Annotated in this window: 20 protein-coding genes; 6 read left to right on the top strand and 14 right to left on the bottom strand. The window is 69.7% G+C overall.

Annotated elements, in window-relative coordinates:
- From ABE85_RS04000 to ABE85_RS03990, 3 genes are all read right to left on the bottom strand, one after another.
- The gene (locus tag ABE85_RS04000; RefSeq protein WP_082938304.1) at window positions 1–1,002 is read right to left on the bottom strand and encodes an MBL fold metallo-hydrolase; all 1,002 of its coding nucleotides are present in this window, start codon (window positions 1,000–1,002) and stop codon (window positions 1–3) included.
- On the bottom strand, window positions 999–2,015 hold the full coding sequence (locus tag ABE85_RS03995) for an NAD(P)-dependent alcohol dehydrogenase (RefSeq protein ID WP_067270205.1): 1,017 nt from the start codon (window positions 2,013–2,015) through the stop codon (window positions 999–1,001). The genes ABE85_RS04000 and ABE85_RS03995 overlap by 4 nt, the downstream gene beginning before the upstream one ends.
- A gap of 189 nt (window positions 2,016–2,204) precedes the next feature.
- Entirely contained in the window at window positions 2,205–3,107 is a 903-nt protein-coding gene (locus ABE85_RS03990) for a LysR family transcriptional regulator (RefSeq protein WP_067270203.1), read from the bottom strand.
- A gap of 158 nt (window positions 3,108–3,265) precedes the next feature.
- Here ABE85_RS03990 and ABE85_RS03985 point away from each other — a divergent pair, with 158 nt between their 5' ends.
- The 3 genes from ABE85_RS03985 to ABE85_RS03975 all read left to right on the top strand — a co-directional run bounded on the left by ABE85_RS03985 (window position 3,266) and on the right by ABE85_RS03975 (window position 6,386).
- On the top strand, window positions 3,266–4,219 hold the full coding sequence (locus tag ABE85_RS03985) for an MBL fold metallo-hydrolase (RefSeq protein WP_067270201.1): 954 nt from the start codon (window positions 3,266–3,268) through the stop codon (window positions 4,217–4,219).
- Window positions 4,220–4,325: 106 nt separating this feature from the next.
- Window positions 4,326–5,321: an AraC family transcriptional regulator gene (locus ABE85_RS03980; protein ID WP_067270199.1), complete on the top strand. Its 996-nt coding sequence runs from the start codon at window positions 4,326–4,328 to the stop codon at window positions 5,319–5,321.
- Between the two features lie 30 nt (window positions 5,322–5,351).
- Window positions 5,352–6,386 carry an aldehyde reductase gene (locus ABE85_RS03975; protein WP_067270198.1) on the top strand — a complete coding sequence of 345 codons (1,035 nt, stop codon included), beginning with the start codon at window positions 5,352–5,354 and terminating at the stop codon, window positions 6,384–6,386.
- Window positions 6,387–6,428: 42 nt separating this feature from the next.
- Here the strand turns inward: ABE85_RS03975 and ABE85_RS03970 are convergent, their stop codons facing one another.
- Complete coding sequence (locus tag ABE85_RS03970) at window positions 6,429–6,794, bottom strand: hypothetical protein (RefSeq protein ID WP_067270196.1); 366 nt, start codon at window positions 6,792–6,794, stop codon at window positions 6,429–6,431.
- 238 nt (window positions 6,795–7,032) lie between these two features.
- On the opposite strand from ABE85_RS03970, the gene ABE85_RS03965 reads away from it, so the two are divergent.
- Complete coding sequence (locus ABE85_RS03965) at window positions 7,033–8,145, top strand: alpha/beta hydrolase (RefSeq protein WP_082938303.1); 1,113 nt, start codon at window positions 7,033–7,035, stop codon at window positions 8,143–8,145.
- A 58-nt stretch (window positions 8,146–8,203) separates the two neighbouring features.
- Here the strand turns inward: ABE85_RS03965 and ABE85_RS03960 are convergent, their stop codons facing one another.
- The 7 genes from ABE85_RS03960 to ABE85_RS03930 form a co-directional block, all read right to left on the bottom strand.
- Complete coding sequence (locus tag ABE85_RS03960; protein WP_067270194.1) at window positions 8,204–9,526, bottom strand: DUF4010 domain-containing protein; 1,323 nt, start codon at window positions 9,524–9,526, stop codon at window positions 8,204–8,206.
- A 124-nt stretch (window positions 9,527–9,650) separates the two neighbouring features.
- Window positions 9,651–10,583 carry an ATP-binding cassette domain-containing protein gene (locus ABE85_RS03955; protein WP_197507193.1) on the bottom strand — a complete coding sequence of 311 codons (933 nt, stop codon included), beginning with the start codon at window positions 10,581–10,583 and terminating at the stop codon, window positions 9,651–9,653.
- Between the two features lie 34 nt (window positions 10,584–10,617).
- Window positions 10,618–11,463: an aliphatic sulfonate ABC transporter permease SsuC gene (gene ssuC / locus ABE85_RS03950; protein ID WP_082938302.1), complete on the bottom strand. Its 846-nt coding sequence runs from the start codon at window positions 11,461–11,463 to the stop codon at window positions 10,618–10,620.
- Between the two features lies 1 nt (window position 11,464).
- Window positions 11,465–12,646: an FMNH2-dependent alkanesulfonate monooxygenase gene (gene ssuD, locus ABE85_RS03945; RefSeq protein ID WP_067270192.1), complete on the bottom strand. Its 1,182-nt coding sequence runs from the start codon at window positions 12,644–12,646 to the stop codon at window positions 11,465–11,467.
- Between the two features lie 28 nt (window positions 12,647–12,674).
- Window positions 12,675–13,658, bottom strand: a complete 984-nt coding sequence (locus tag ABE85_RS03940) for a sulfonate ABC transporter substrate-binding protein (protein WP_067270190.1) — start codon at window positions 13,656–13,658, stop codon at window positions 12,675–12,677.
- A 52-nt stretch (window positions 13,659–13,710) separates the two neighbouring features.
- Window positions 13,711–14,322: an NADPH-dependent FMN reductase gene (gene ssuE / locus ABE85_RS03935; protein WP_067270188.1), complete on the bottom strand. Its 612-nt coding sequence runs from the start codon at window positions 14,320–14,322 to the stop codon at window positions 13,711–13,713.
- Window positions 14,323–14,486: 164 nt separating this feature from the next.
- On the bottom strand, window positions 14,487–15,122 hold the full coding sequence (locus ABE85_RS03930; RefSeq protein ID WP_067270186.1) for a TetR/AcrR family transcriptional regulator: 636 nt from the start codon (window positions 15,120–15,122) through the stop codon (window positions 14,487–14,489).
- A 195-nt stretch (window positions 15,123–15,317) separates the two neighbouring features.
- Between ABE85_RS03930 and ABE85_RS03925 the strand changes: the two genes are divergently transcribed.
- Window positions 15,318–16,319: an NADP-dependent oxidoreductase gene (locus ABE85_RS03925; RefSeq protein ID WP_067270184.1), complete on the top strand. Its 1,002-nt coding sequence runs from the start codon at window positions 15,318–15,320 to the stop codon at window positions 16,317–16,319.
- 155 nt (window positions 16,320–16,474) lie between these two features.
- On the opposite strand, the gene ABE85_RS03920 is transcribed toward ABE85_RS03925, so the two are convergent.
- A complete protein-coding gene (locus ABE85_RS03920) occupies window positions 16,475–16,966 on the bottom strand; it encodes an Lrp/AsnC family transcriptional regulator (protein ID WP_067270183.1) in 492 nt (163 codons plus the stop codon).
- A gap of 148 nt (window positions 16,967–17,114) precedes the next feature.
- On the opposite strand from ABE85_RS03920, the gene ABE85_RS03915 reads away from it, so the two are divergent.
- A complete protein-coding gene (locus ABE85_RS03915) occupies window positions 17,115–17,744 on the top strand; it encodes a LysE family translocator (protein ID WP_067270181.1) in 630 nt (209 codons plus the stop codon).
- Window positions 17,745–17,766: 22 nt separating this feature from the next.
- Here ABE85_RS03915 and ABE85_RS03910 read toward each other — a convergent pair whose 3' ends face one another.
- Both ABE85_RS03910 and ABE85_RS03905 read right to left on the bottom strand, forming a co-directional pair.
- Entirely contained in the window at window positions 17,767–18,498 is a 732-nt protein-coding gene (locus ABE85_RS03910) for an ABC transporter ATP-binding protein (protein WP_067270179.1), read from the bottom strand.
- The gene (locus ABE85_RS03905) at window positions 18,495–19,379 is read right to left on the bottom strand and encodes an ABC transporter permease (protein ID WP_082938301.1); all 885 of its coding nucleotides are present in this window, start codon (window positions 19,377–19,379) and stop codon (window positions 18,495–18,497) included. The genes ABE85_RS03910 and ABE85_RS03905 overlap by 4 nt, the downstream gene beginning before the upstream one ends.
- Between the last annotated feature and the right edge of the window lie 8 nt (window positions 19,380–19,387).

Raw genomic sequence — 19,387 nt, 5'->3', positions numbered from 1 at the left:
CTACGGGGCGGCGGGCCGGTCCGCGCAAAGGCGCGCGTGGTAGACCTGGAGTTCCATCGCGATCCACTCCTTCAGATCCCAGTCGGGATGCTGCGCCACCAGTACCGGCGTCAGTTCCCGCTGGATCGTGGCGAGGTCCGCGCCCGCCTCGCATCGTCGCGTGACCTCCCGCCGGACGACGTCCATGTGCGCCGCCAGCGCCTCGACATCCCGGCCCGTCCCCACGCGGCCGTGGCCCGGGATCACGACGGTCGGGTGGTCCTGGCTCACCGATCGCAGCACCTCGCGCCACCCCAGCGGATCCACGTCCGTGTCGTCCAGCGCGGGGAACCACGGCATGATCGGGAACGACCGGGTCTCGAGCAGGTCGCCCAGGATGACGACGCCCTGCGTGGGGATGGAGATCACCTGGTCCCCCAGGGTGTGCGCCGCGCGATCGTGGCGGAGCCTGACGATGCGCCCGCCGAGATCGATCGAGGCCTCGTTCTCGTACACGACATCCGGCATCGTCAAGCTCACGTCGCGCATCGCCGCCGCCACGCCCAGTTTTTCCGCGAACAACGCGCGATAGGGCTCGCCCTTCTTCAGGAGTTCATCCCGCTGCGCGCGGTTGTAGACGATGGTGGCCTGCCCCTTGAAGACCTGCGCCCCGAAGCCGTGTTCGGGATGGAAGTGCGTGACGGTCAGGTAGAGCCTGCGCCGGCCCGCCAGGCGCTTCGCCGCCTGGAGCACCAGCGCCGCGCTCCGCACGCCGAGCCCCGTGTCCACCACCAGGACCGCGTCGCGGCCCGTGATGATCGTGATGTTGGGGACGAGCAGCACCTGCTGCCGGTCCTCGATCACGTGCACGCCGGGGCTCACCTCGACCAGGTTGGCGAGCGAGATGGTCTTCTCCCGCGACACGTCCCCGTCGCCGTTCGCGGCGAAGGCCGATGCGCCCGCCGCCAGCCAGAGCAGCGCGGCTCCGCCCATCGTCCTCGCGGAGGTCACGACGCGGCTCATCGGAGGGCCACCACGACTTTGCCGAAGGCGTCGCCGGAGGCCAGGCGCTCGTAGGCGCGCGGCGCCTCGTCGAACGGGAACTCGCCGTCGACCTCGGGCACGAGTCCGGTCGTGTCGATGAAGCGGACCAGGTCCTCGGTCATGCGCCTGCTGCCGACCATGATGCCGGCCAGGGTCTTGTTGCCGCCGACCAGCGCGCCCGGCAGCAGCCTGGCCTCGCCCCAGCCGCTGAGGCCGCCTATCGTCACCACGCGTCCGCCGAAGCGCACCGCCGCCAGCGAGCGCGTCAACGTGTCCTGCCCGCCGACCTCGAGCACGAGGTCGACGCCCTCGCCGCCGGTCAGGCGCAGGACCTCGTCCTGCCACTCCGGCGTCTCGCGGTAGTTGACGAGGCCCTGCGCGCCGAGCCGCTCCGCGCGCGCCAGCTTGTCGTTGCTGGACGAGGTGATGATCGCGCGCAAGCCGGCGGCCTCGCCGATCTGCAAGGCCCAGAGCGCCACGCTGCCGGTCCCCAGGATCAGGACGGACGCCCCCGGCTGGAGCCGGCCCTGGACGAAGAGCGCGTTCCAGGCGGTCACGCCGGCGCAGGCGACGGCCGCCGCGGCGGCATCGGCCAGCCCGTCGGGTGCCCGCACCAGGGCGCTTTCCGCGGCCACCATCGATCGGGCCAGCGTGCCGTCGAGCTGGGCGCCGAAGGACGCGCTGGTCTTGGCGGGCGAGCTCTCGCCGTCGATCCACGCAGGCCAGAAGCTCGCGATCACGCGATCGCCCACGGCGAAGCGCGTCACCGCGTCGCCCACTTCGACGACCCGGCCCACGCCGTCCGACAAAGGCACGACGGGCTGATCGCCCATGCCGCCGTAATGACCGCGCGCGATGGCGAGGTCGCGGAAGTTCAGCGCCGCGGCGCTCAACGCGACGCGGACTTCCAGCGCATCGAGCGCGCGTTGCGCAACCTCGACCTGGCGCAGGCCTTCAATGCCGGCTCCAGCCACAAGACGATAGGCATTCATTCGATGGACCCTTTGAAAATGATGTCGGGTTCATCGTAGGGAGCGGCCCGGCGCGTCGGTGGCGAATGTTCTTCCGATCATTGACGCCGCGATGTCTACGATCAGGTCGAGCGCCGTCATCGACCATCGTCATGCTGCCGCGGCGATACGGCGATACGGCGATGCGGCAATGAGGCGATGCGGCGTCCCTCACTCCGACACGAAGACCGGCACCTCGGCGATCAAGGCATCGAGCGCCGCGCGCACGCGCGCAGGCGTGTACGGCAGTTGCGGCCACAGCACGTGGATGTCGAAACCCAGGGTCGGCTGCGCGTCGAGCAGGCGCACCAGTCCGCCGGCGCGGATCCGGTCGCGGACCAGCCAGAGCGGCAGCCACGCGAGTCCATGACCGGCCGCCGCCGCGTCGGCCATCGCCTCCAGGTCGTCGAACTTCAACCGTGACCTGGGTACGTGCTCCAGCGGGGCGGCCTGCTCCGTCGGGAACAGCCAGCTCTGGGCACGTCCGTTGCGCGAGTAGACGATCGCCGGGTAGGCCGACAGGTCTTCGACGCTCTTCACCGTCCCCGCCGCCACGACCGACGGCGCGCAGCAGATCACCATCTGCTCGCGTGCGATGCGGCGCGTCATCAGGCCGACGCCCGGTCCCAGCGCGCCCATGCGGATGCTGAGATCGATGCCGTCCTCGATGAGGTCCACGATGCGATCGCTGAACTGCAGTTCGAGCTCGAGATCCGGATGCGACGCCGCCAGCCGCGTCAACACCGGCGCGATGCAGAGCCGCCCGAAGAGCACCGGCATCGACACACGCAAGCGGCCGCCGATGGCCTGGCGTCCCGCCTCCAGTCGCGCCTTGCCGGCGCCGAGTTCCTCCATCGCGCGCAGGCAATGCTCGAAGTAGGCCATGCCGTCTTCGGTGAGGGTCTGGTGGCGGGTGGTCCGGTGGAAGAGGCGGACGCCCAGTCGCAATTCCAAGCGCGCGATGGCCTTGCCCACGGCCGAGCGGGACAGGTTCAAGCGCCGTGCGGCCGCGGCGAATCCATTCGCTTCCACGGCGGCCACGAAGGCGGGGATGTCGTTGAAGGCATCGGTCATGGCCAATTGTAGAAACAAGCTCGCCAATGCATGGAGCAAACATCGCCACCAACGCTGGTCCCCCCTGCCTACGATCACTGCGAACCCGCTCACCGGACGGATTGATTCCGCGAGGTCGCCATGCACGCCCCACCCTCCCCACTGGTCAGAAAGTCCTCATGACACCCTCCCGCCTTTTTCCGCCCGCCGTGCTCCTGTCGGCCCTGCTCATCGCCGCGCCCGTCGCAGGGAGCGCCGCGCCCCGGCAAGCGGCGGCGGCTCCGGCCGCGAAGACCGGCGTCTGGACCTACGCCGGCACCGGCACGGTGAATACCTACTGGGTGGAAACGCCGGGCGGCGGGCTGGTGGTGATCGACACGCAGCGCGACCTCCGTCATGCGGCGCAGGCCGTCGCGGCGGTGCGCGCCGTCGGCAAGCCGGTCCGGGCGATCCTGATCACCCACGCGCATCCCGACCATTACACCGGCATCGGCCTGTTCAAGGAGGCCTTCCCCGAGGCGCCCGTGTACGCCTCGGCCTCCACCATCGCCGCGATCCGCAACGACACCTACGGCTACAACGCCGTCACGCAGCAGGCGGCGCCGGACGTCACGCCGCAGGTCTTCGTCCCACCCGACCGGGCCTTCGACGACAACGCGACGCTGCGCATCGACGGCCTGAGCATCGTCACGCGCGAACTGGGGCCGGGCGAGGCGCATGACACCACCGCCTACTACCTCCCGGCCTCGGGCGATCTCTACGTCGGCGACGTGATCCTGAACCGCCTGCACGGACCGCTGGAGGAAAGCGCGAGCGGTCCGTGGCTGGGCATCCTGGACAAGCTCGACGCGATGTACCCGAACGTGCGCGTCGTGCATCCGGGCCACGGGGTGTCAGGCCCGAAGCAGCCGATGTTCGACGATCAGCGCCGCTATCTGCGCACCTGCCGGGCGATCGCCGCCGAGGAGATCGCCCGCGCCGGCTTCACCGACGACGCCAAGAGGGCGGCCGTCCGACGCATCAACACGCGCTTCCGCTACATCAATCCCACCGGGATCCCCGACATCGTCGAGGACAGCGTGAACGGCCTGTTCAAGGAATTCGCGTCGGCCTCGATGACGCCGGTGAGGTGAGCGTCCCTCAGGTGAGCGCCAGCACGCCCGACGTCGGCTTTCGTCGGAAGACCTGTCTGGCGCGATCTGATTTGCGGCATGCCGGGCAGCTCCCTAAGCTGGCGCCATGCCTCCCGACACCTTCTCCGTGCCCGCGCATCTCCTCGACAAGCTCGGCTTGTCGCTGGAGCGGCTGTGCGCCCGCGCGGGCGTCGCGCCCACGAATGCCTGGCGGACCGACGATTTCTTCCGCCTCTGGGCTGCCCTGGACGAGGAGCTCGTCGATCGCGCCGCCGGACTGCGCTTCGGCGCGGAGGGCATCAGCCGCGGCTACGGTGTCGCGGCGATCGTCGCGCTCCATGCGCCGGACTTCCGCCGGGCGCTGGAAGCGCTGTCCCGATACAAGCGCCTGACCTGTCCCGAACTCGTCGAGATCGAGCCCGTGGGCGACGACGTCGTCGTGCGTTATCGGTGGCTGCAGGCGGACGGCGATGTGCCGCGCCTGCTGATCGACACGACCATGGCGTCTTTGAAGGAACTGGCGCGGCAAGGCACCTCGGGTCAGGTCTTGCCGATCCGGCTGGAGCTGGCGCGGCGCGCGAAGGACGGGCCGCTGCTGCGTCGGCACTTCGGCTGTCCCATCGTGTTCGGCGCGGAGCACAACGCCATGGTGTTCCCGCGTGCGTCGCTGGCCGTCCCGTTCACCACCGCGGACGGCGGCGCCTTTGCGCGCGTGCTGGCGGGTCTGGAGCAGGCGCTCGTCGACGGCCAGGGATTCGCACCGCTCGTGGGCCGGGTGCGCGTGGCCATCGCCCAGCAACTGGGCACCGGCCTCTCACCCGCGGCCGCCGCCGTGGCCCGCCGTCTCGCGACCAGCAGCCGCACGCTGCAGCGCCGACTGGCCGAAGGCGGGACCTGCTTCCAGGAGCAACTCGCCGCCGTGAGGCGGACGATCGCCGGCCGACTGCTGGCCCACACCGACCTCGACACCATCGCGATCGCGATGCTGCTCGGCTTCGAGGAACCCAATTCGTTCGCCCGCGCCTTCCGCGCCTGGGAGCAGACGACGCCCCGGCGCTGGCGTGAGCGTCACGCCGCGGCGCCGGGCCTGCGTCCCGCATGAATCACGCTTGAATCACACAGGATCCTCGACATGAGCTCAAAGCCCATCCTCGTCACGGGCGGTTCCGGCTTCATCGCCGGACATTGCCTCCTTCAGCTGCTGGCGCAGGGCCACGCGGTCCGCGCGACCCTTCGATCGCTGAGCCAGGAGGACGCCGTCCGGACCGCGCTCAAGCAGTCGGGACTGACCCACGGCGAGCGGCTCACCTTCGTGGCAGCGGACCTCACGAGCGACGCCGGCTGGCCGCAGGCCGTCGAGGGCGTGGACGTCGTGTTGCACGTCGCATCGCCGGTGCAACCCGGCCACGTGGCCGACGAGAACGCGCTGATCCGCCCCGCGCGGGAGGGCACGCTGCGCGTGCTCCGCGCCGCGCGCGACGCGGGCGTGAAGCGGGTCGTGCTGACCTCGGCCTTCCACGCGATGAGCTGGGGCTGGCCGCACGGCGACCACACGTTCACCGAAGACGACTGGACCGTGCTCGACGGCCCCGGCGTCGATGCCTACGGCAGGAGCAAGACGCTGGCCGAACGCGCGGCCTGGGACTTCATCGGCACGCAAGGCCGAGGGATGGAGCTCGTGACGATGCTCCCCGTCGCCGTCATGGGACCGGTCATGGGCAGGAACATCTCAGGCTCGAACCACCTGGTCCAGCGCCTGCTCGAAGGCGGGATGCCGGGACTTCCCAACCTCTTCATTCCGGTCGTCGACGTCCGCGACGTCGCCACCGCCCACCTTCTGGCGATGACCGCGCCGGAGGCCGCCGGCCAGCGATTCCTGCTGTCGAATGGGCAGGCACTCGGGATGAACGAGATCGCCGCCATCCTCAAGACCGCGCTTGGTGAAGCCGCCCGGCGCGTGCCGACGCGTCGCATCCCCGACCTCGTGCTACGCGTCATGGCGCTGTTCAGAGCCGAGTTGCGATCGATCGTCCACGACCTCGGTCATGCCAAGCGCACGTCGAATGCGAGGGCCGCCGCGCTGCTCGGCTGGCAGCCACGACCGGCCGACGAGGCCATCATTGCCGCGGGCCGCAGCATGGTGGCCGGCGGGATCCTGAAGCGCTGAACGCCCGGCCGTCCCGTCCCGCCACGACCCGGGGGCAGCGCCTCACAGGCCAGGCGTCAGCAGCATGAAGTAGCCCGGTCCCGGCGCTGCGCCGTACAGCGGCAGCAGATGACAGGCCGGCGCCTCGCCGTACTGGATGGTGACGTTCAACCCCGCCGCGACCGCCACCTTGGCCGAGCTCACCCAGCCCTTGCAGATGCTGGGGCTGACGCCGTTCCAGGCGGTTTCCGTGTTGCAGAGCTGGATCCAGTCGTTCCGGAAATTCATGTAGGCGTGGACGGTGCCGTCCCTGTCCTGCAGCAGCCGCATCACCTTGCCGGTACACCACTGGGGGTCGGCATTCGCGGCGGAGCAGAGGACGAGCAGGCTCAGGACGGCGCTGCGCAGGGAGAAACGGTGGAGTCGCATGATGATCTTGCGTTGAGGTGGGCGGGTGAGCCGTCGCTGGCATGCAGGCAGGCTCACGCGCTTCCGCGACCGGGATCGTGCGACAGTGGTTCCTCCCTGGATGCCGGTGGTCCGGCTCGTTCTTGTCGGCGCGTTCCAAGGCGCCGCGCGGGAGATTAACCGATCGGGCACCCGGTTTGCTGAGCCTGCCGCGAGCATCCGCATCGGATGCGCCGCACCGCTCAACAAGGACATCGCTATGCCCCGCCTTCATTTCCAGGTCGCCGCGCTCAGCGCGCTGCTGCTCACCCTGCCCTTCGTGCACGCCGCCGACGAGGCCGGCAAGGGCACCGGCAACGAGCAGCCCGGCAAGCTCAAGAGCGCCATCGCCAAGACCGTCGGAAAGATCCGGCTGGACGGCGACATGCTCGCCGTCCTGAAGGCGCATGAGGGCCTCAGGCCCAAGGCGATCGAGAAGATCGACGTGCCCGCCGCCCGCGCCAACCCCACCGTCGCCGACGCCGTCAACGCGCTGCTGCGCCAGAACGGCCGCAGCACCGACCCCGCGCAGCTCGTGCCCGGCGTGACCAGCCTCGACGGCACCGTGCAAGGCGGCGCGGGCATGATCCCGGCGCGCTTCTACACCCCGGCCGGACCGGGCCCCTTCCCTGTCGTCGTCTACTTCCACGGCGGCGGCTGGGTCATCGCCGACAAGCAGGTCTACGACGCCAGCGCGCGCGGCATCGCGAAGGAGGCGCAGGCGGTCGTCGTCTCCGTCGACTACCGGCAGGCCCCGGAGAACAAGTTCCCCGCCGCCTGGGACGACGCGCTGGCCGCCTACAAGTGGACGCTGGCGAATGCGGCGAAGTTCAAGGGCGACGTCAGCCGCGTCGCGCTGGCGGGCGAAAGCGCCGGCGGCAACCTCGCGCTGGCCACCGCGATCTCGGCGCGCGACGCCGGCCTGCAGAAGCCCGCGCATGTGCTCGCCGTCTACCCGGTCACGCAGAGCAGCCTGAGCACCGAGTCCTACCTCGAGAACGCCGCCGCCCAGCCGCTCAACCGCGCGATGGTCGAATGGTTCATCGACAAGCTGATCGACAACAAGGAGCAGCTCAAGGACTGGCGGCTGAACCTGATCGACGCGAAGCTCTCCGGCCTGCCGTCGGTGACGCTGATCAGCGCCCGCGTGGATCCGCTGCGCTCGGACAGCGCGAAGATGGAAGACGCGCTGAAGAAGGCCGACGTGCTGGTCGAGCGCCGCGACTACGAAGGCGTCACGCACGAGTTCTTCGGCATGGCCGCCGTCGTGGAGAAGGCGCGCAATGCGCAGGCCTTCGCCGGTGAACGGCTGCGCAAGGCATTCGGGAACTGAGACCGTCGCGGCGAGCAACGGCCGGCGCCGCTGCTCCTGCCGACCCTGTGTCGAGGGATCAGCTGCCGTGAGGCAGCAAACCGGCGATCAGGGGCGCGACCAGTTCGCGCAACAGCACGCCGAGCCCGCCTGCCACCGCGATGCCCACCATCGCCAGCGCCAGGCGCGCGATCAGGCGGCGATGGCCCGTCTTCAGGATGAACGACAGGCTGAAGGCCAGGCTCGTCATCGAGGCCAGCACCGCGCCGTTGGCCGCGACGTCGAAACCGATCGCGCCCTGGGACGCCATGCTGGCGGCCGCCGCCACCGCGCTGGCGCTGGAAAGCAGCCCGCCGATCACCGTGACCAGGTAGAAGCCGCCCTCGCCGAACTCGCGCTGCATCAGCCGTCCCACGACGTGCAACGCCAGGAACAGCACGCCATAACGCAGCGCCACGGGCAGCGAGAACGGCAGCTCCAGCTTGATGTCGGTGACGTCCTCGACCGGCGCGCCATTGCGGCGCGACAGCAGGCTCAGCACCACGAAACCGGCCGCCGACAGCACCATGAAGCCGAAGGCCGCCGCCGCGTTGACGAAGGCCAGCGGCGTGAGGATCAGCAGCAGCACCGCGTTGCGCAACACCATCGCGGCGACGGCGACGAGCACCGCGCGGTACGCCCCTTCGGCGAAGCGGCCGGCGGTCTCGCGCACGCGGGTCGCCATCTCCACCACGGTGAAGTTGCTGTTGACCAGCCCGCCGAAGAACGCGGACAGCTCCGCGCCCTTGGAGCCGTAGAGCTTCCACAGGATGTAGTTCACGAAGCCGATGCTCGCGATCAGGATCACCGTCACCCAGGCCGCGCGCGGCTCGATCAGGTGCCACGGTCCGATGGGTCCGGCCGGCAGCGCCGGGTAGATCACGATCGCCAGGATCGCGAGCAGCAACGCGGAACGCACCTCGCCCTCGGTCAAGCCCATCGACAGGCCGGAGAGGCGCTCCTTCCAGGCGAGCAGCGCGGTCGTGCTGACCATCACCGCCGCCGGGGTCACGGTGTGCCCCAGTCCGCACAGGATGCCTGCCATGCAGGTCACCAGCATGGCCGCGGAGGTGGTGAGTTCCGGGCCGTGGCCACTGCGCATCGTATGGACGTTGAGCGGCACCGCCAGGCCCGCCGCGAGCAGCAGGCTCAGCAGCGCGTAGTGCTCGCCGAGCGAGCCGCCCAGCGCGCCCAGCAGCGCGATGAAACCGAAGGTCCGCAGACCGGCTTCCTTGCCGCGCCGCTCTCGTTCAAGGCCCAGCAGCAGGCCCAGGGAGAGGGCCAGCGCCAGGCGGATCAGGATCTCGAGATAGGGCCACTCGGCGTTGGGCAGTGGCGTGGACGTCGGGAGCACGGGAGTCATCCGACCCAGGGTACCGCAAGCGTGCCGTGAGGCTCAAGCGCCCGCTCCCGCCGGGATGGCCGCGCCGGACCGTCGGTGTGGAAGGCCCCCCGGCCCTTCAAGCACCGACGGCCGGCGGGCGCTCTTACACCGCCCAGCGCAGCATCGGCGCGGCGACGGCAAGGGGTGCCGGCTCGTGAGCGGCTTCAGGCTCACGGCCGGGGGTGCTCAGCACGCGGTCGAGCAGTCGCTGCTCCAGCGACGCGAAGGCCGCATCGCGACGACGCGGACGCGGCAGATCGATGCGCAGGTCCAGCGCGAGCTGGCCGTCCTCGATCAGCAGCACGCGGTCCGCGAGCGCGACCGCCTCGGCCACGTCATGTGTCACGAGCAGCGCGGTGAAGCGATGGCGCGTCCACAATGTCTCGATCAGCCGCTGCATGTCGATGCGGGTCAACGCATCCAGCGCGCCTAGCGGCTCATCGAGCAGCAGCAGCTTGGGCGCATGGACCAGCGCACGCGCCAGCGCGACACGCTGCCGCTGACCGCCGGACAGGCGCGCGGGCCATTCGCCGGCGCGGTCCGCGAGACCGACCTGCGCCAGCGCCTGACGGGCGCGCTCGCGCGCATCGTCGCCCTTCAATCCCAGCGCCACGTTGTCCAGCACCCGCGCCCACGGCAGCAGCCGCGCGTCCTGGAACATGAAGCGCGTGTCCTCCGACTCGCCCGCTTCGAGCGCACCTGCGCTCGGCGTCTCCAACCCCGCCAGCAGGCGCAGCAGCGTGCTCTTGCCGCAGCCGCTACGGCCGATGATGGCGACGAACTCGCCGGGCGCGATGTCCAGATCGATTCCCTGCAAGACCTGGCGCTCGCCGAACGCCTTGCCCAGGCCGTCGAGCTTCACGGTCTGGCCGTTCACCTTCCCTTTGGCTTGCCCATCCGCCCGTCCCTGCGCCGGCCCCGTCGCGACGGCATCGCGGTGCACGGTCGTCGCGCGCGGCGAGGCCGCGGCCGGCAGCCCCGCGGGCTGCGAATCCTGCCATTCGGTCAGGACGTCGATCTCGGTCACGCTCATCATGTCTTGCCCATCACGTCTGCGGTCACGTCTGCGGTCATGCCTGATACCCCGGATGCCAGCGCAGCCACGCCCGCTCCAGCGCCTGCGCCGCGACGTCGGCCAGCTTGCCCAGCAGCGCGTAGATCAGGATGCCGACCAGCACCACGTCGGTCTGCAGGAACTCGCGCGCGTTCATCGTCATGTAGCCGATGCCGCTCTGCGCCGAGATCGTCTCGGCCACGATCAGCAGCACCCACATCAGGCCGAGCGAGAAGCGCAGCCCCACGAGGATGGACGCGATCGCGCCGGGCAGGATCACCTGCCGGTACAGCGACCAGCCGCTGAGGCCGTACGAACGCGCCATCTCGATCAGGTCGCGGTCCACGCCGCGGATGCCGTGGAAGGTGTTGAGGTAGACCGGGAAGAACACGCCCAGCGCGACCAGGAACAGCTTGGCCGTCTCGTCGATCCCGAACCACAGGATCACCAGCGGGATCAGCGCCAGCGGCGGGATGTTGCGCAGCATCTGCAGCGTCGTGTCGAGCGCCGTCTCGGCCCAGCGCTGCGAGCCGGTCAGCAGGCCCAGCAGCAGCCCGAGCCCGCCGCCTATCGTGAAGCCGATGAAGGCACGGCCGGTGCTGACCGCGAGGTGCCGCCACAGCTCGCCCGACAGCGCCAGCTCCCACGCGGCCTTGGCCACCGACGACGGCGCCGGCAGCACGCGCGTCGACAGCCAGCCCGCCTGCGCGCTCAACTGCCACAGCGCCAGGACCGTCAGCGGCACGAGCCAGGGCACGAGGCCCTTGAACGCGACGATGCCGCGGCCCGGTGCCGTCTGGGCCGCCCGGGGTTTGGCCTCGTCCTCGGCAGAGGCCTGGGCCTTGATCGCGACGGTGCCCATCTCAGCTCGCCGCGGCCAGCTTGGCCGGCCCGGGGACGAAGTTGTTGGCGACGATCTCGCCGAAGGGCCCGGTCAGCTTGGGCGCGCTGAGCTTCTCGCGCACGTCCAGCGGCAGCAGCGGGAAGACCAGCTCGGCGAAGCGGTAGGCCTCCTCCAGATGCGGGTAGCCGCTGAGCACGAAGTACTCGAGGCCGAGGGCCGCGTACTCCTGGATGCGATCGGCGACCTGCTGCGGATTGCCGACCAGCGCCGTGCCCGCGCCGCCGCGCACCAGGCCCACGCCGGCCCACAGGTTGGGCGAGATCTCCAGTCCGGCGCGGATGTCGTTCTTGTCGAAGCGCCCGCCGTGCAGCTCCGCCATGCGGCGCTGTCCGACCGAATCCATCGAGGCGAACTTGGCTTGCGCCGAAGCGATCACGTCCTCATCCAGATGCTTGACCAGGTCGCCGGCGGCGGCCCAGGCGTCCTCTTCGGTCTCGCGCACGATGACGTGCAGGCGGATGCCGTAGTCGAGCTTGCGGCCCTTGGCTTCAGCGGCCGCGCGCACTTCGCCGATCTTCTCGGCGACGGCCTTGGGCGGCTCGCCCCAGGTGAGGTAGGTGTCGACCTGCTCGGCGGCGAGGTCGATCGCCGGGCCCGACGATCCGCCGAAGAAGACCGGCGGATACGGCCTGTTGATCGGCGGGTAGAGCAGCTTGCCGCCCTTGACGCGCAACTGCTCGCCGTCGAAGTCGATGGCTTCGCCCTCGTGGCTTGCGCGCAGCACGTCGCGCCACACGGTCAGGAACTCGGTCGACAGCGCGTAGCGCTCCTCGTGCGGCAGGAACAGGCCGTCGCCGGCGAGTTCATCCGGATCCCCGCCGGTGACGAGGTTCACCAGCAGACGTCCGCCCGACAGGCGATCCAGGGTGGCCGCCATCCGCGCGGACTGCACCGGCTGCACCAGCCCCGGCCGCAGCGCGACGAGGAATTTCAAACGCCGCGTCGCCTCGATGAGACTGGCCGCGACGATCCAGCTGTCTTCGCAGCTGCGGCCCGTGGGCAGCAGCACGCCTTCGTAGCCGAGGCTGTCGGCGGCGATGGCGATCTGGCGGTAGTAGTCGAAGTCCGCGACGCGCGCGCCCTTGGAGGTGCCGAGGTAGCGCGAATCGCCGTGCGTGGGGATGAACCAGAGGATCTTCATGGGGGAAGCTCGTGTTGAAGGACGGCGCTTACTTGGCCGCGGTGCGGATCGATTTCGGCAGCGCGTCGGCGATGCGGATCGGCTTGGGGATCAGCTTGAGCGCATGGAAGGCGTCGGCGATCTTCTGCTGCTCGGCGGCGATGGCCGGCGTGATCGGCTGGATGCCGTAGGCGAAACGCGCGGCGGCGATCTCGGTCGTCGCGAGGTCGAGCCCGATCTGCGGCGAGAGCAGCGCGGCGACGGCGGCGCTGTTGTTCTCGGACCAGCGGTCGAGCTTGGCGAGTTCCTCGATGATGGCCTGGACCACCTGCGGATACTTGTCCGCGTAGCTGCGCTCGGCCAGGTAGAACTGGTGGTTTGCGACGAGGCCCTTGCCGTCGGCCACGACACGCGCGCCGAGCTGGCGTTCCGCCGCGGCCAGGAACGGATCCCAGATCACCCAGGCGTCGACGGCACCGCGCTCGAACGCGGCGCGCGCGTCGGCCGGCGGCAGGTAGACGACGGTGATGTCGGTGTACTTCAGGCCCTGCTTCTCCAGCAGCTTGACCAGCAGGTAGTGGACGTTGGAGCCCTTGTTCAGCACGACCTTCTTGCCCTTCAGGTCGGCGAGCGTCCTGATCGGCGAATCCTTCGGCACGATCAGCGCTTCCGCGGCCGGTGCGGGCGGCTGGTTGGCGACGTAGACCAGGTCCGCGCCGGCGGCCTGCGCGAAGATCGGTGGCGCCTCGCCGACGGTGCCGAAGTCGATGGAGCCGACGTTCAGGCCTTCCAGCAGCTGCGGGCCGGCGGGGAACTCGGTCCATCGCACGGCGATGCCTTGCGCGTTCAGGCGCTTGTCCAGATCCCCCTTGGCCTTCAGCACCGTGAGCGTGCCGTACTTCTGGAAGCCGATGCGGACCTCCGCGGGCTTCGCGGGTGTCTGTGCGCTGGCGACACCGGAGAACAGGCTGAGCGAAGTCGTCAGCGCGGCGACGAAAGCGAGGGCCCCGCGGCGGTCGAGGAAGAACGTCATGGTGGTGGTCCTGGAGAAAGAGGAATCGGAAGGCGTGAGGGTCGCGGCGCGCTCAGAGCACCAGCGCGGGACGCGAGACCGGCGCGGCCGGCTGCGGCACCGGCACGCGGTCCAGCACCTGCGACGCTCCGGCGAGCAGGCGGCGGGCGATGTCGTCGTTGATGCGGTACTCGCCGGCGGCGTCCTTGGCGATCTGCGCGTCGCAGGCGTAGACGCCGTCGACATGCGAGCGCGCGCCGAGTGCGGACAGGACCGGCAGCAGGCCGTAGTCCAGCGCCAGCAGATGCGCCATGCTGCCGCCGGTGGCCAGCGTCCAGACGCTCTTGCCCGCGAGGCCGTCCTGCGGCAGCAGGTCGAGGAAGACCTTCAGCAACCCGCTGTATGCGGCCTTGTAGATCGGGGTGGCGAGCACGACGACGCGCGCTTCGGCGACGGCCGCGAGCGCGGCACGGATCTCGACGTCGTCGAAATCGGCGTGCAGCAGCGGTTGGGCCGGCAGGTCGCGGATCCGCAGCGTGCGGGTGGACAGGCCGTGATGTTGAAGCCGCTCCGCGGCGGCGCCGAGCAAGGCGCTCGAGCGCGACTTCACGCTGGGGCTTGCGGCGATGAGCAGGACGGGCGAGCCCGGAAGGTCGGCGGTCGAGGCAGTGGCGGAGGCGGTCATGGCGGGGGGAGGAAGCAGGAACCGCCTCATTCTGCGAACCGCCCCTCCCCCGCCGAACGAAGGAGATCGCCGATGCTTAGCTGGTTTACGGCTATGGCCGCCCGCCTCCTTCGATGCGCGGCGACGGCCGCGCCCGCCAACCCCTTTTGTTCAGCCCCGGCCGTTCAGCCCTTGCTTCGCTTGCGCGCGGGGGATGACGGCTTCTGCGCCGGCTTCTTTGCCGCCTTCTTCGCCGGAACGAGCGACGCCAGGATCTCATCGCGGCAGGTAGCCAGGATCTCGTCCGCCAGCGGCGAGTCGTCCGGGCAGGCGCGTGACATGACGATCGCCCCGACCGCCCGCGCGAAGACGTCGAGCGACTTGGCCCGCGCCTCGTCGGCGCCCAGGGTCTCAAGCACGGTGCCTTCGATGTTCAACGCTGCCAGCAGGCGTTCGATGCCGTCCGCGAACGTGGCCCGCACGGCGTCCGGCTGACGCGCCGCATCGCCGCCGAGCGCGGCCATCGAGCACCCCGTCCCCGGGGCGTCGCGATGTTCGCGCGAAAGATAGAAGCTGGCGAAATCCGATGCCGTCACGCCAGCCGCCTGCGCCGCCGTCTGCGCGATGCCGCAGGCGGCGGACTCCGCCATCAGTTCAGCCTTGGACTGGAACTGCTTGTAGAAGCCCCCGTGCGTGAAACCGGCCGCGGCCATCAGGTCGACGACGCCGATGCCGTCATACCCCCGCTCGCGGAACACCGTGGACGCCGTCTGCACGACGTGCTCTCGATTGGCCTGAGCCTGTGCCTTGGTGACCTTCATCTTTCATCCCTGCGCGTGGAGGGATCCACGGACTTGACTATACATAGATGCTGATCATCATCAAAGTCTTGACTTTTTGGATGACAACCATAATCATTGATCCCGATCGCGACGTCACCACCGCCGTTGCATGCCATCCAAGCCAGCGTCGCCCACCTCGACTGCCCCCGTCTACCGCGAGGAATGAAGAAGCCCATGAAAGCATTTGCCCTGGAACGCTACGGCAAGCAGAGCACGCTCAAGCCGGTGGAGATGCCGACGCCCGAGCCCCGGGAGGACGAGGTGCTGGTCGAGGTCCATGCCGCCGGCGTGAACCTGCTGGATTCCAAGATCAGGGACGGCGAGTTCAAGCTGATCCTGCCTTATCGGCTGCCGCTCGTGCTGGGTCACGACGTCGCGGGCGTGGTGGTCCGGGTGGGATCGCGGGTCCGCCTGTTCAAGCCGGGCGATGAGGTCTACGCGCGGGTGGACGATTTCCGGATCGGCACCTTCGCCCACTTCGTGCCGGTGAAGGAATCCTCGCTGGCGCTCAAGCCCAGGAACCTCACGATGGAAGAGGCCGCCTCGATCCCGCTGGTCGGCTTGACCGCCTGGCAGGCCCTGGTCGAGAAGGCCGACCTGAAGCGTGGGCAGAAGGTCTTCATCCAGGCCGGATCCGGGGGCGTCGGCACCATCGCCATCCAGCTGGCCAAGCACATTGGTGCGACGGTTGCCACGACGACGGGAACGACCAACGTCGCGCTCGTGAAGAGCCTCGGTGCCGACGTGGTCGTCGACTACAGGAAGCAGGACTTCGCCGGCGTCCTGCGCGACTACGACGTGGTGCTCAACAGCCAGGACGGCGCCACGCTCCAGAAGTCGCTCGGCGTCCTCCAGCGTGGCGGGAAGGTCGTCTCCATCTCGGGGCCGCCGGACCCCGATTTCGCCAAGGGGATAGGCGCGCCCGGCTTCGTGCGACTGATCGTGCGATTGCTGAGTTCGGCCATCCGTCGCAAGTCGCGCCGGCAAGGCCTCGGCTACTCGTTCCTTTTCATGCGGGCGGACGGGTCGCAGTTGCGAGAGATCACCCGCCTCATCGAGGCTGGCGCCATCCGGCCCGTGATCGATCGGGTCTTCCCCTTCGAGTCGACCAACGACGCCCTGGCGTACGTCAAGGCCGGCCGCGCGAAGGGCAAGGTCGTCATCAAGGTCAAGTAGATCCGGGCACGCCTCGGCCGCCGCCCAGGAACGCGGCGACTGCCAGGCCCGTCACCGATCCAGGGGTTGTCGTGCATTCGGCACACGACCCATTCGCCTCGGACGGCAACGTCCGGGGCGTTTTTTATCCCTGCGACCACGGGAACAACCGCCCGTCACTGCGTCCCTTGCGGCAGATGCCCGAGCGGCATCTCCGTCTGCGCCTTCACCGTGGCGATCGCGAAGTTGCTTCGGATGTCGCTGACGCCCGGCAGCTTGAGCAGCACGCCCAGCAGGAACTGCTCGTAGGCCGGGAGATCGGTCACCACCACCTGCAGCAGGAAGTCCGATTCTCCCGAGACGAGGTGGCAGGACACCACCTCCGGCAGTTGCGCGACCGCTTCGCGGAAGGCCGTCGAGGTCACGTCCTGGTGCCGTTCCACTCTCACGCCGACGAACACCGTCAGACCCAGCCCGACGCCGGCCCGATCCAGGTTCGCGTGATAGCCGCGGATGACGCCCGCCTCTTCGAGCAGGCGCACGCGACGCAGACAGGGCGACGGCGACAGGCCCACCTCCTCCGCCAGCTGCACGTTGGTCAGCCGGGCGTCGCGCTGGAGCGCGGCGAGGATCCGCCGATCCAGGTTGTCGAGTTTCAACATTGGCATGAAATCAATCCGATGGATGCTTTTGAAGCAGAGTATGCCAATCCATCCGAGATCGGCGACTCACTTCGCAATGCGTCCCTCGGTCGTTGTCGATAAAGTGCCAGGTCTTGCTCAACTACACGGCGAGCCGGCGAACCGGCTCACGGTCATGGCGAATCTCGGAGTTTTCATTGGCGCGCTGGTCGCCGTCTATCTGGTGCCCGGACCGGACATGGTCCTCGTGCTGCAGACCGCCAGCACGCAGGGTCGCCGGCAGGCGCTCGCGACCGCCGTCGGCCTCGGTGCGGCACGTGCCGCCCATGTCACCCTCGCCGCCATCGGCCTGGCTGCGCTGCTCAAGGCCGTGCCCTGGGCGTTCGAACTCGTGCGGATCATCGGCGTGGTCTACCTGGTGTGGCTCGGCCTCAAGCTCGCGCGGGCATCGAGCCTCGCGCCGGAACTGGAATCGGCCGCGGCCTCGACCTCCTCCGCCTATCGCGCCGCGATGTGGCGCGGGCTGCTGACCAACATCACCAATCCGAAGGCGCTGCTGTTCTGCTCGGTGCTGCTGCCGCAGTTTGTGGACGCCAGCGCCGGTCATGTCGGCGCGCAGTTCCTGCTGCTGGGCACCGTGCTGGTGGCGCTGGGTCTGGCGTTCGACGTGCTGTATGCCCTGGCGGGCGGCGCGATGCGGCAGTGGATGCAACGGCGTCCGTTCGCGGAGACGCTACAGCGCTGGACCTTCGCCGCCATGCTCATCGGCTTCGGCGCGCGGCTGGCGCTGGTGGCACGACCGTAAAAGCGGCCGTAGAAGCGACGCCTCAGGAGAGGCGTTCGAGTTCTCGCAGCACTTCGCCGCGCAGGTCGGCCACCGCCGCGCTGCCGCGTCCGCGCGGATGCATCAGCGGCACCTCGATGCGCCGCACGATGCGGCCCGGCGCGGCGCCGAGCACCAGCACGCGGTCGGCCAGCAGCACGGCCTCCTCCACGTCGTGCGTCACCAGGATCAGGCTGGTGCCATGTCTTGCCGCGACCTCGCGCACGAGGTCCTGCAGGCGCATCCGCGTGAAGGCATCGAGCGCGGAGAACGGCTCGTCGAGCAGCAGCACGCGCGGCCGCGTGTAGAGCGCCCGCGCGATCGCCGCGCGCTGCGCCTGTCCGCCGGACAGCTGGCGCGGCAAGGCCTCGCCGAGTTCGCCCAGGCCGACTTCGCGCAGCAGCGTGTTCACCCACGCCTCGTCGTGTCCCTGGCCGAGATCGAAGCCGACGTTCTCAGCCACCGTCAGCCACGGGAACAGCCGCGGCTCCTGGAACACGACGCCGATGTCACGGTCCGGCCCTCGGCGCGCGCGGCCGTCGAGGCGCACCTCGCCGTCGAAGTCCGGATCCAGCCCGGCCGCGATGCGCAGCAGCGTGCTCTTGCCGCAACCGCTCGCGCCGACGAGGCCGAGCACCTCCCCAGCGGCCAGGTCGAAGTGGACGTCCTGCAGGACGGGCGCCGCATCGTCGCGGGCGAAGCGCTTGGCGCGCACGGACACGGTCAACAGGCTCATGCGTGGCCTCCGAAGCTGTCGCGCCAGTGCAGCGCGCGTTGTTCCACCGCAGCCATCAGGCTGTCGGTCAGTTTGCCCAGCAGGGCCAGCAGAACGATGGCCGCCATCACCAGATCCGCGCGGCCGGTCTCGCGTCCGTCGGTGAGCAGGTAGCCCAGGCCACGGCTCGCCGCGATCAGCTCCGCGGCGACCATGAACATCCACGCGAGGCTGAGTCCGTTGCGCAAGCCGGTGAGCAGCGCAGGCAGCGCGGCGGGCAGCAGCACGCGGCGCGCGAGCGCCACGCGGCCGAGCCCGCGCAGGCGCGCGACCTCCACCAGCTTGCGGTCCACGTCGCGGAAGCCCGAGGACACGCCCATGTAGACGGGGAAGAAGGCGCCGATGGCGATCAACGCGATCTTGGACGCCTCGTCGATGCCGAGCCAGAGCAGCAGCAACGGGACCCATGCGAGCGACGGGATCGCGCGCAAGGCCTGGAAGCTTGGCGTCAGCACCGCCGCCGCCAAACCGGACAGGCCGACCAGTGCGCCGAACAGTACCGCCAGCACCGCGCCCAGCGCAAAACCGCCGGCCACGCGCAAGGTGCTCGCGAGGACGTGCTGCGTCAGTTGACCGTCGCGCAGCATCTGCGCGAGCGCCGCGGCGACGTCGCTCGGCGCCGGCAGCAGATTCGGCGCGATCCAGCCGAGCCGCACCGCAGCTTCCGCCAGTGCGAGCACGGCGACGGGCGGCAGTGCGCCCAGCAGCCACGCGGGCCATCGCCACTCGGACGGTGATCGCGGCGATTGCGGCGATCGCGTCGCGTTCGCCGCAGGCTGCTCCGGCAGGACCGGCCCCAGCGACGAGACGGCGCGCGCGACGAGGTCGGGATCGGCGCTCATGGGTCTGG

Source organism: Mitsuaria sp. 7, assembly GCF_001653795.1.
GTDB lineage: Bacteria > Pseudomonadota > Gammaproteobacteria > Burkholderiales > Burkholderiaceae_C > Roseateles.
The sequence above is the reverse complement of the archived record's forward strand: the minus strand, read 5'-3'. Positions and strand labels throughout refer to the sequence as shown.

What these genes read in the sequence shown, in the direction of transcription:
- ABE85_RS03995 (WP_067270205.1), bottom strand. Translation starts at nt 2,015, where the DNA reads ATGAATGCCTATCGTCTTGTGGCTGGAGCCGGCATTGAAGGCCTGCGC.
- ABE85_RS03960 (WP_067270194.1), bottom strand. Translation starts at nt 9,526, where the DNA reads ATGACTCCCGTGCTCCCGACGTCCACGCCACTGCCCAACGCCGAGTGG.
- ABE85_RS03980 (WP_067270199.1), top strand. Translation starts at nt 4,326, where the DNA reads ATGCCTCCCGACACCTTCTCCGTGCCCGCGCATCTCCTCGACAAGCTC.
- ABE85_RS03985 (WP_067270201.1), top strand. Translation starts at nt 3,266, where the DNA reads ATGACACCCTCCCGCCTTTTTCCGCCCGCCGTGCTCCTGTCGGCCCTG.
- ssuD (WP_067270192.1), bottom strand. Translation starts at nt 12,646, where the DNA reads ATGAAGATCCTCTGGTTCATCCCCACGCACGGCGATTCGCGCTACCTC.
- ABE85_RS04000 (WP_082938304.1), bottom strand. Translation starts at nt 1,002, where the DNA reads ATGAGCCGCGTCGTGACCTCCGCGAGGACGATGGGCGGAGCCGCGCTG.
- ABE85_RS03975 (WP_067270198.1), top strand. Translation starts at nt 5,352, where the DNA reads ATGAGCTCAAAGCCCATCCTCGTCACGGGCGGTTCCGGCTTCATCGCC.
- ABE85_RS03930 (WP_067270186.1), bottom strand. Translation starts at nt 15,122, where the DNA reads ATGAAGGTCACCAAGGCACAGGCTCAGGCCAATCGAGAGCACGTCGTG.
- ssuC (WP_082938302.1), bottom strand. Translation starts at nt 11,463, where the DNA reads ATGGGCACCGTCGCGATCAAGGCCCAGGCCTCTGCCGAGGACGAGGCC.
- ABE85_RS03940 (WP_067270190.1), bottom strand. Translation starts at nt 13,658, where the DNA reads ATGACGTTCTTCCTCGACCGCCGCGGGGCCCTCGCTTTCGTCGCCGCG.
- ABE85_RS03965 (WP_082938303.1), top strand. Translation starts at nt 7,033, where the DNA reads ATGCCCCGCCTTCATTTCCAGGTCGCCGCGCTCAGCGCGCTGCTGCTC.
- ssuE (WP_067270188.1), bottom strand. Translation starts at nt 14,322, where the DNA reads ATGACCGCCTCCGCCACTGCCTCGACCGCCGACCTTCCGGGCTCGCCC.
- ABE85_RS03990 (WP_067270203.1), bottom strand. Translation starts at nt 3,107, where the DNA reads ATGACCGATGCCTTCAACGACATCCCCGCCTTCGTGGCCGCCGTGGAA.
- ABE85_RS03915 (WP_067270181.1), top strand. Translation starts at nt 17,115, where the DNA reads ATGGCGAATCTCGGAGTTTTCATTGGCGCGCTGGTCGCCGTCTATCTG.
- ABE85_RS03925 (WP_067270184.1), top strand. Translation starts at nt 15,318, where the DNA reads ATGAAAGCATTTGCCCTGGAACGCTACGGCAAGCAGAGCACGCTCAAG.
- ABE85_RS03970 (WP_067270196.1), bottom strand. Translation starts at nt 6,794, where the DNA reads ATGCGACTCCACCGTTTCTCCCTGCGCAGCGCCGTCCTGAGCCTGCTC.
- ABE85_RS03955 (WP_197507193.1), bottom strand. Translation starts at nt 10,583, where the DNA reads ATGATGAGCGTGACCGAGATCGACGTCCTGACCGAATGGCAGGATTCG.
- ABE85_RS03905 (WP_082938301.1), bottom strand. Translation starts at nt 19,379, where the DNA reads ATGAGCGCCGATCCCGACCTCGTCGCGCGCGCCGTCTCGTCGCTGGGG.
- ABE85_RS03910 (WP_067270179.1), bottom strand. Translation starts at nt 18,498, where the DNA reads ATGAGCCTGTTGACCGTGTCCGTGCGCGCCAAGCGCTTCGCCCGCGAC.
- ABE85_RS03920 (WP_067270183.1), bottom strand. Translation starts at nt 16,966, where the DNA reads ATGCCAATGTTGAAACTCGACAACCTGGATCGGCGGATCCTCGCCGCG.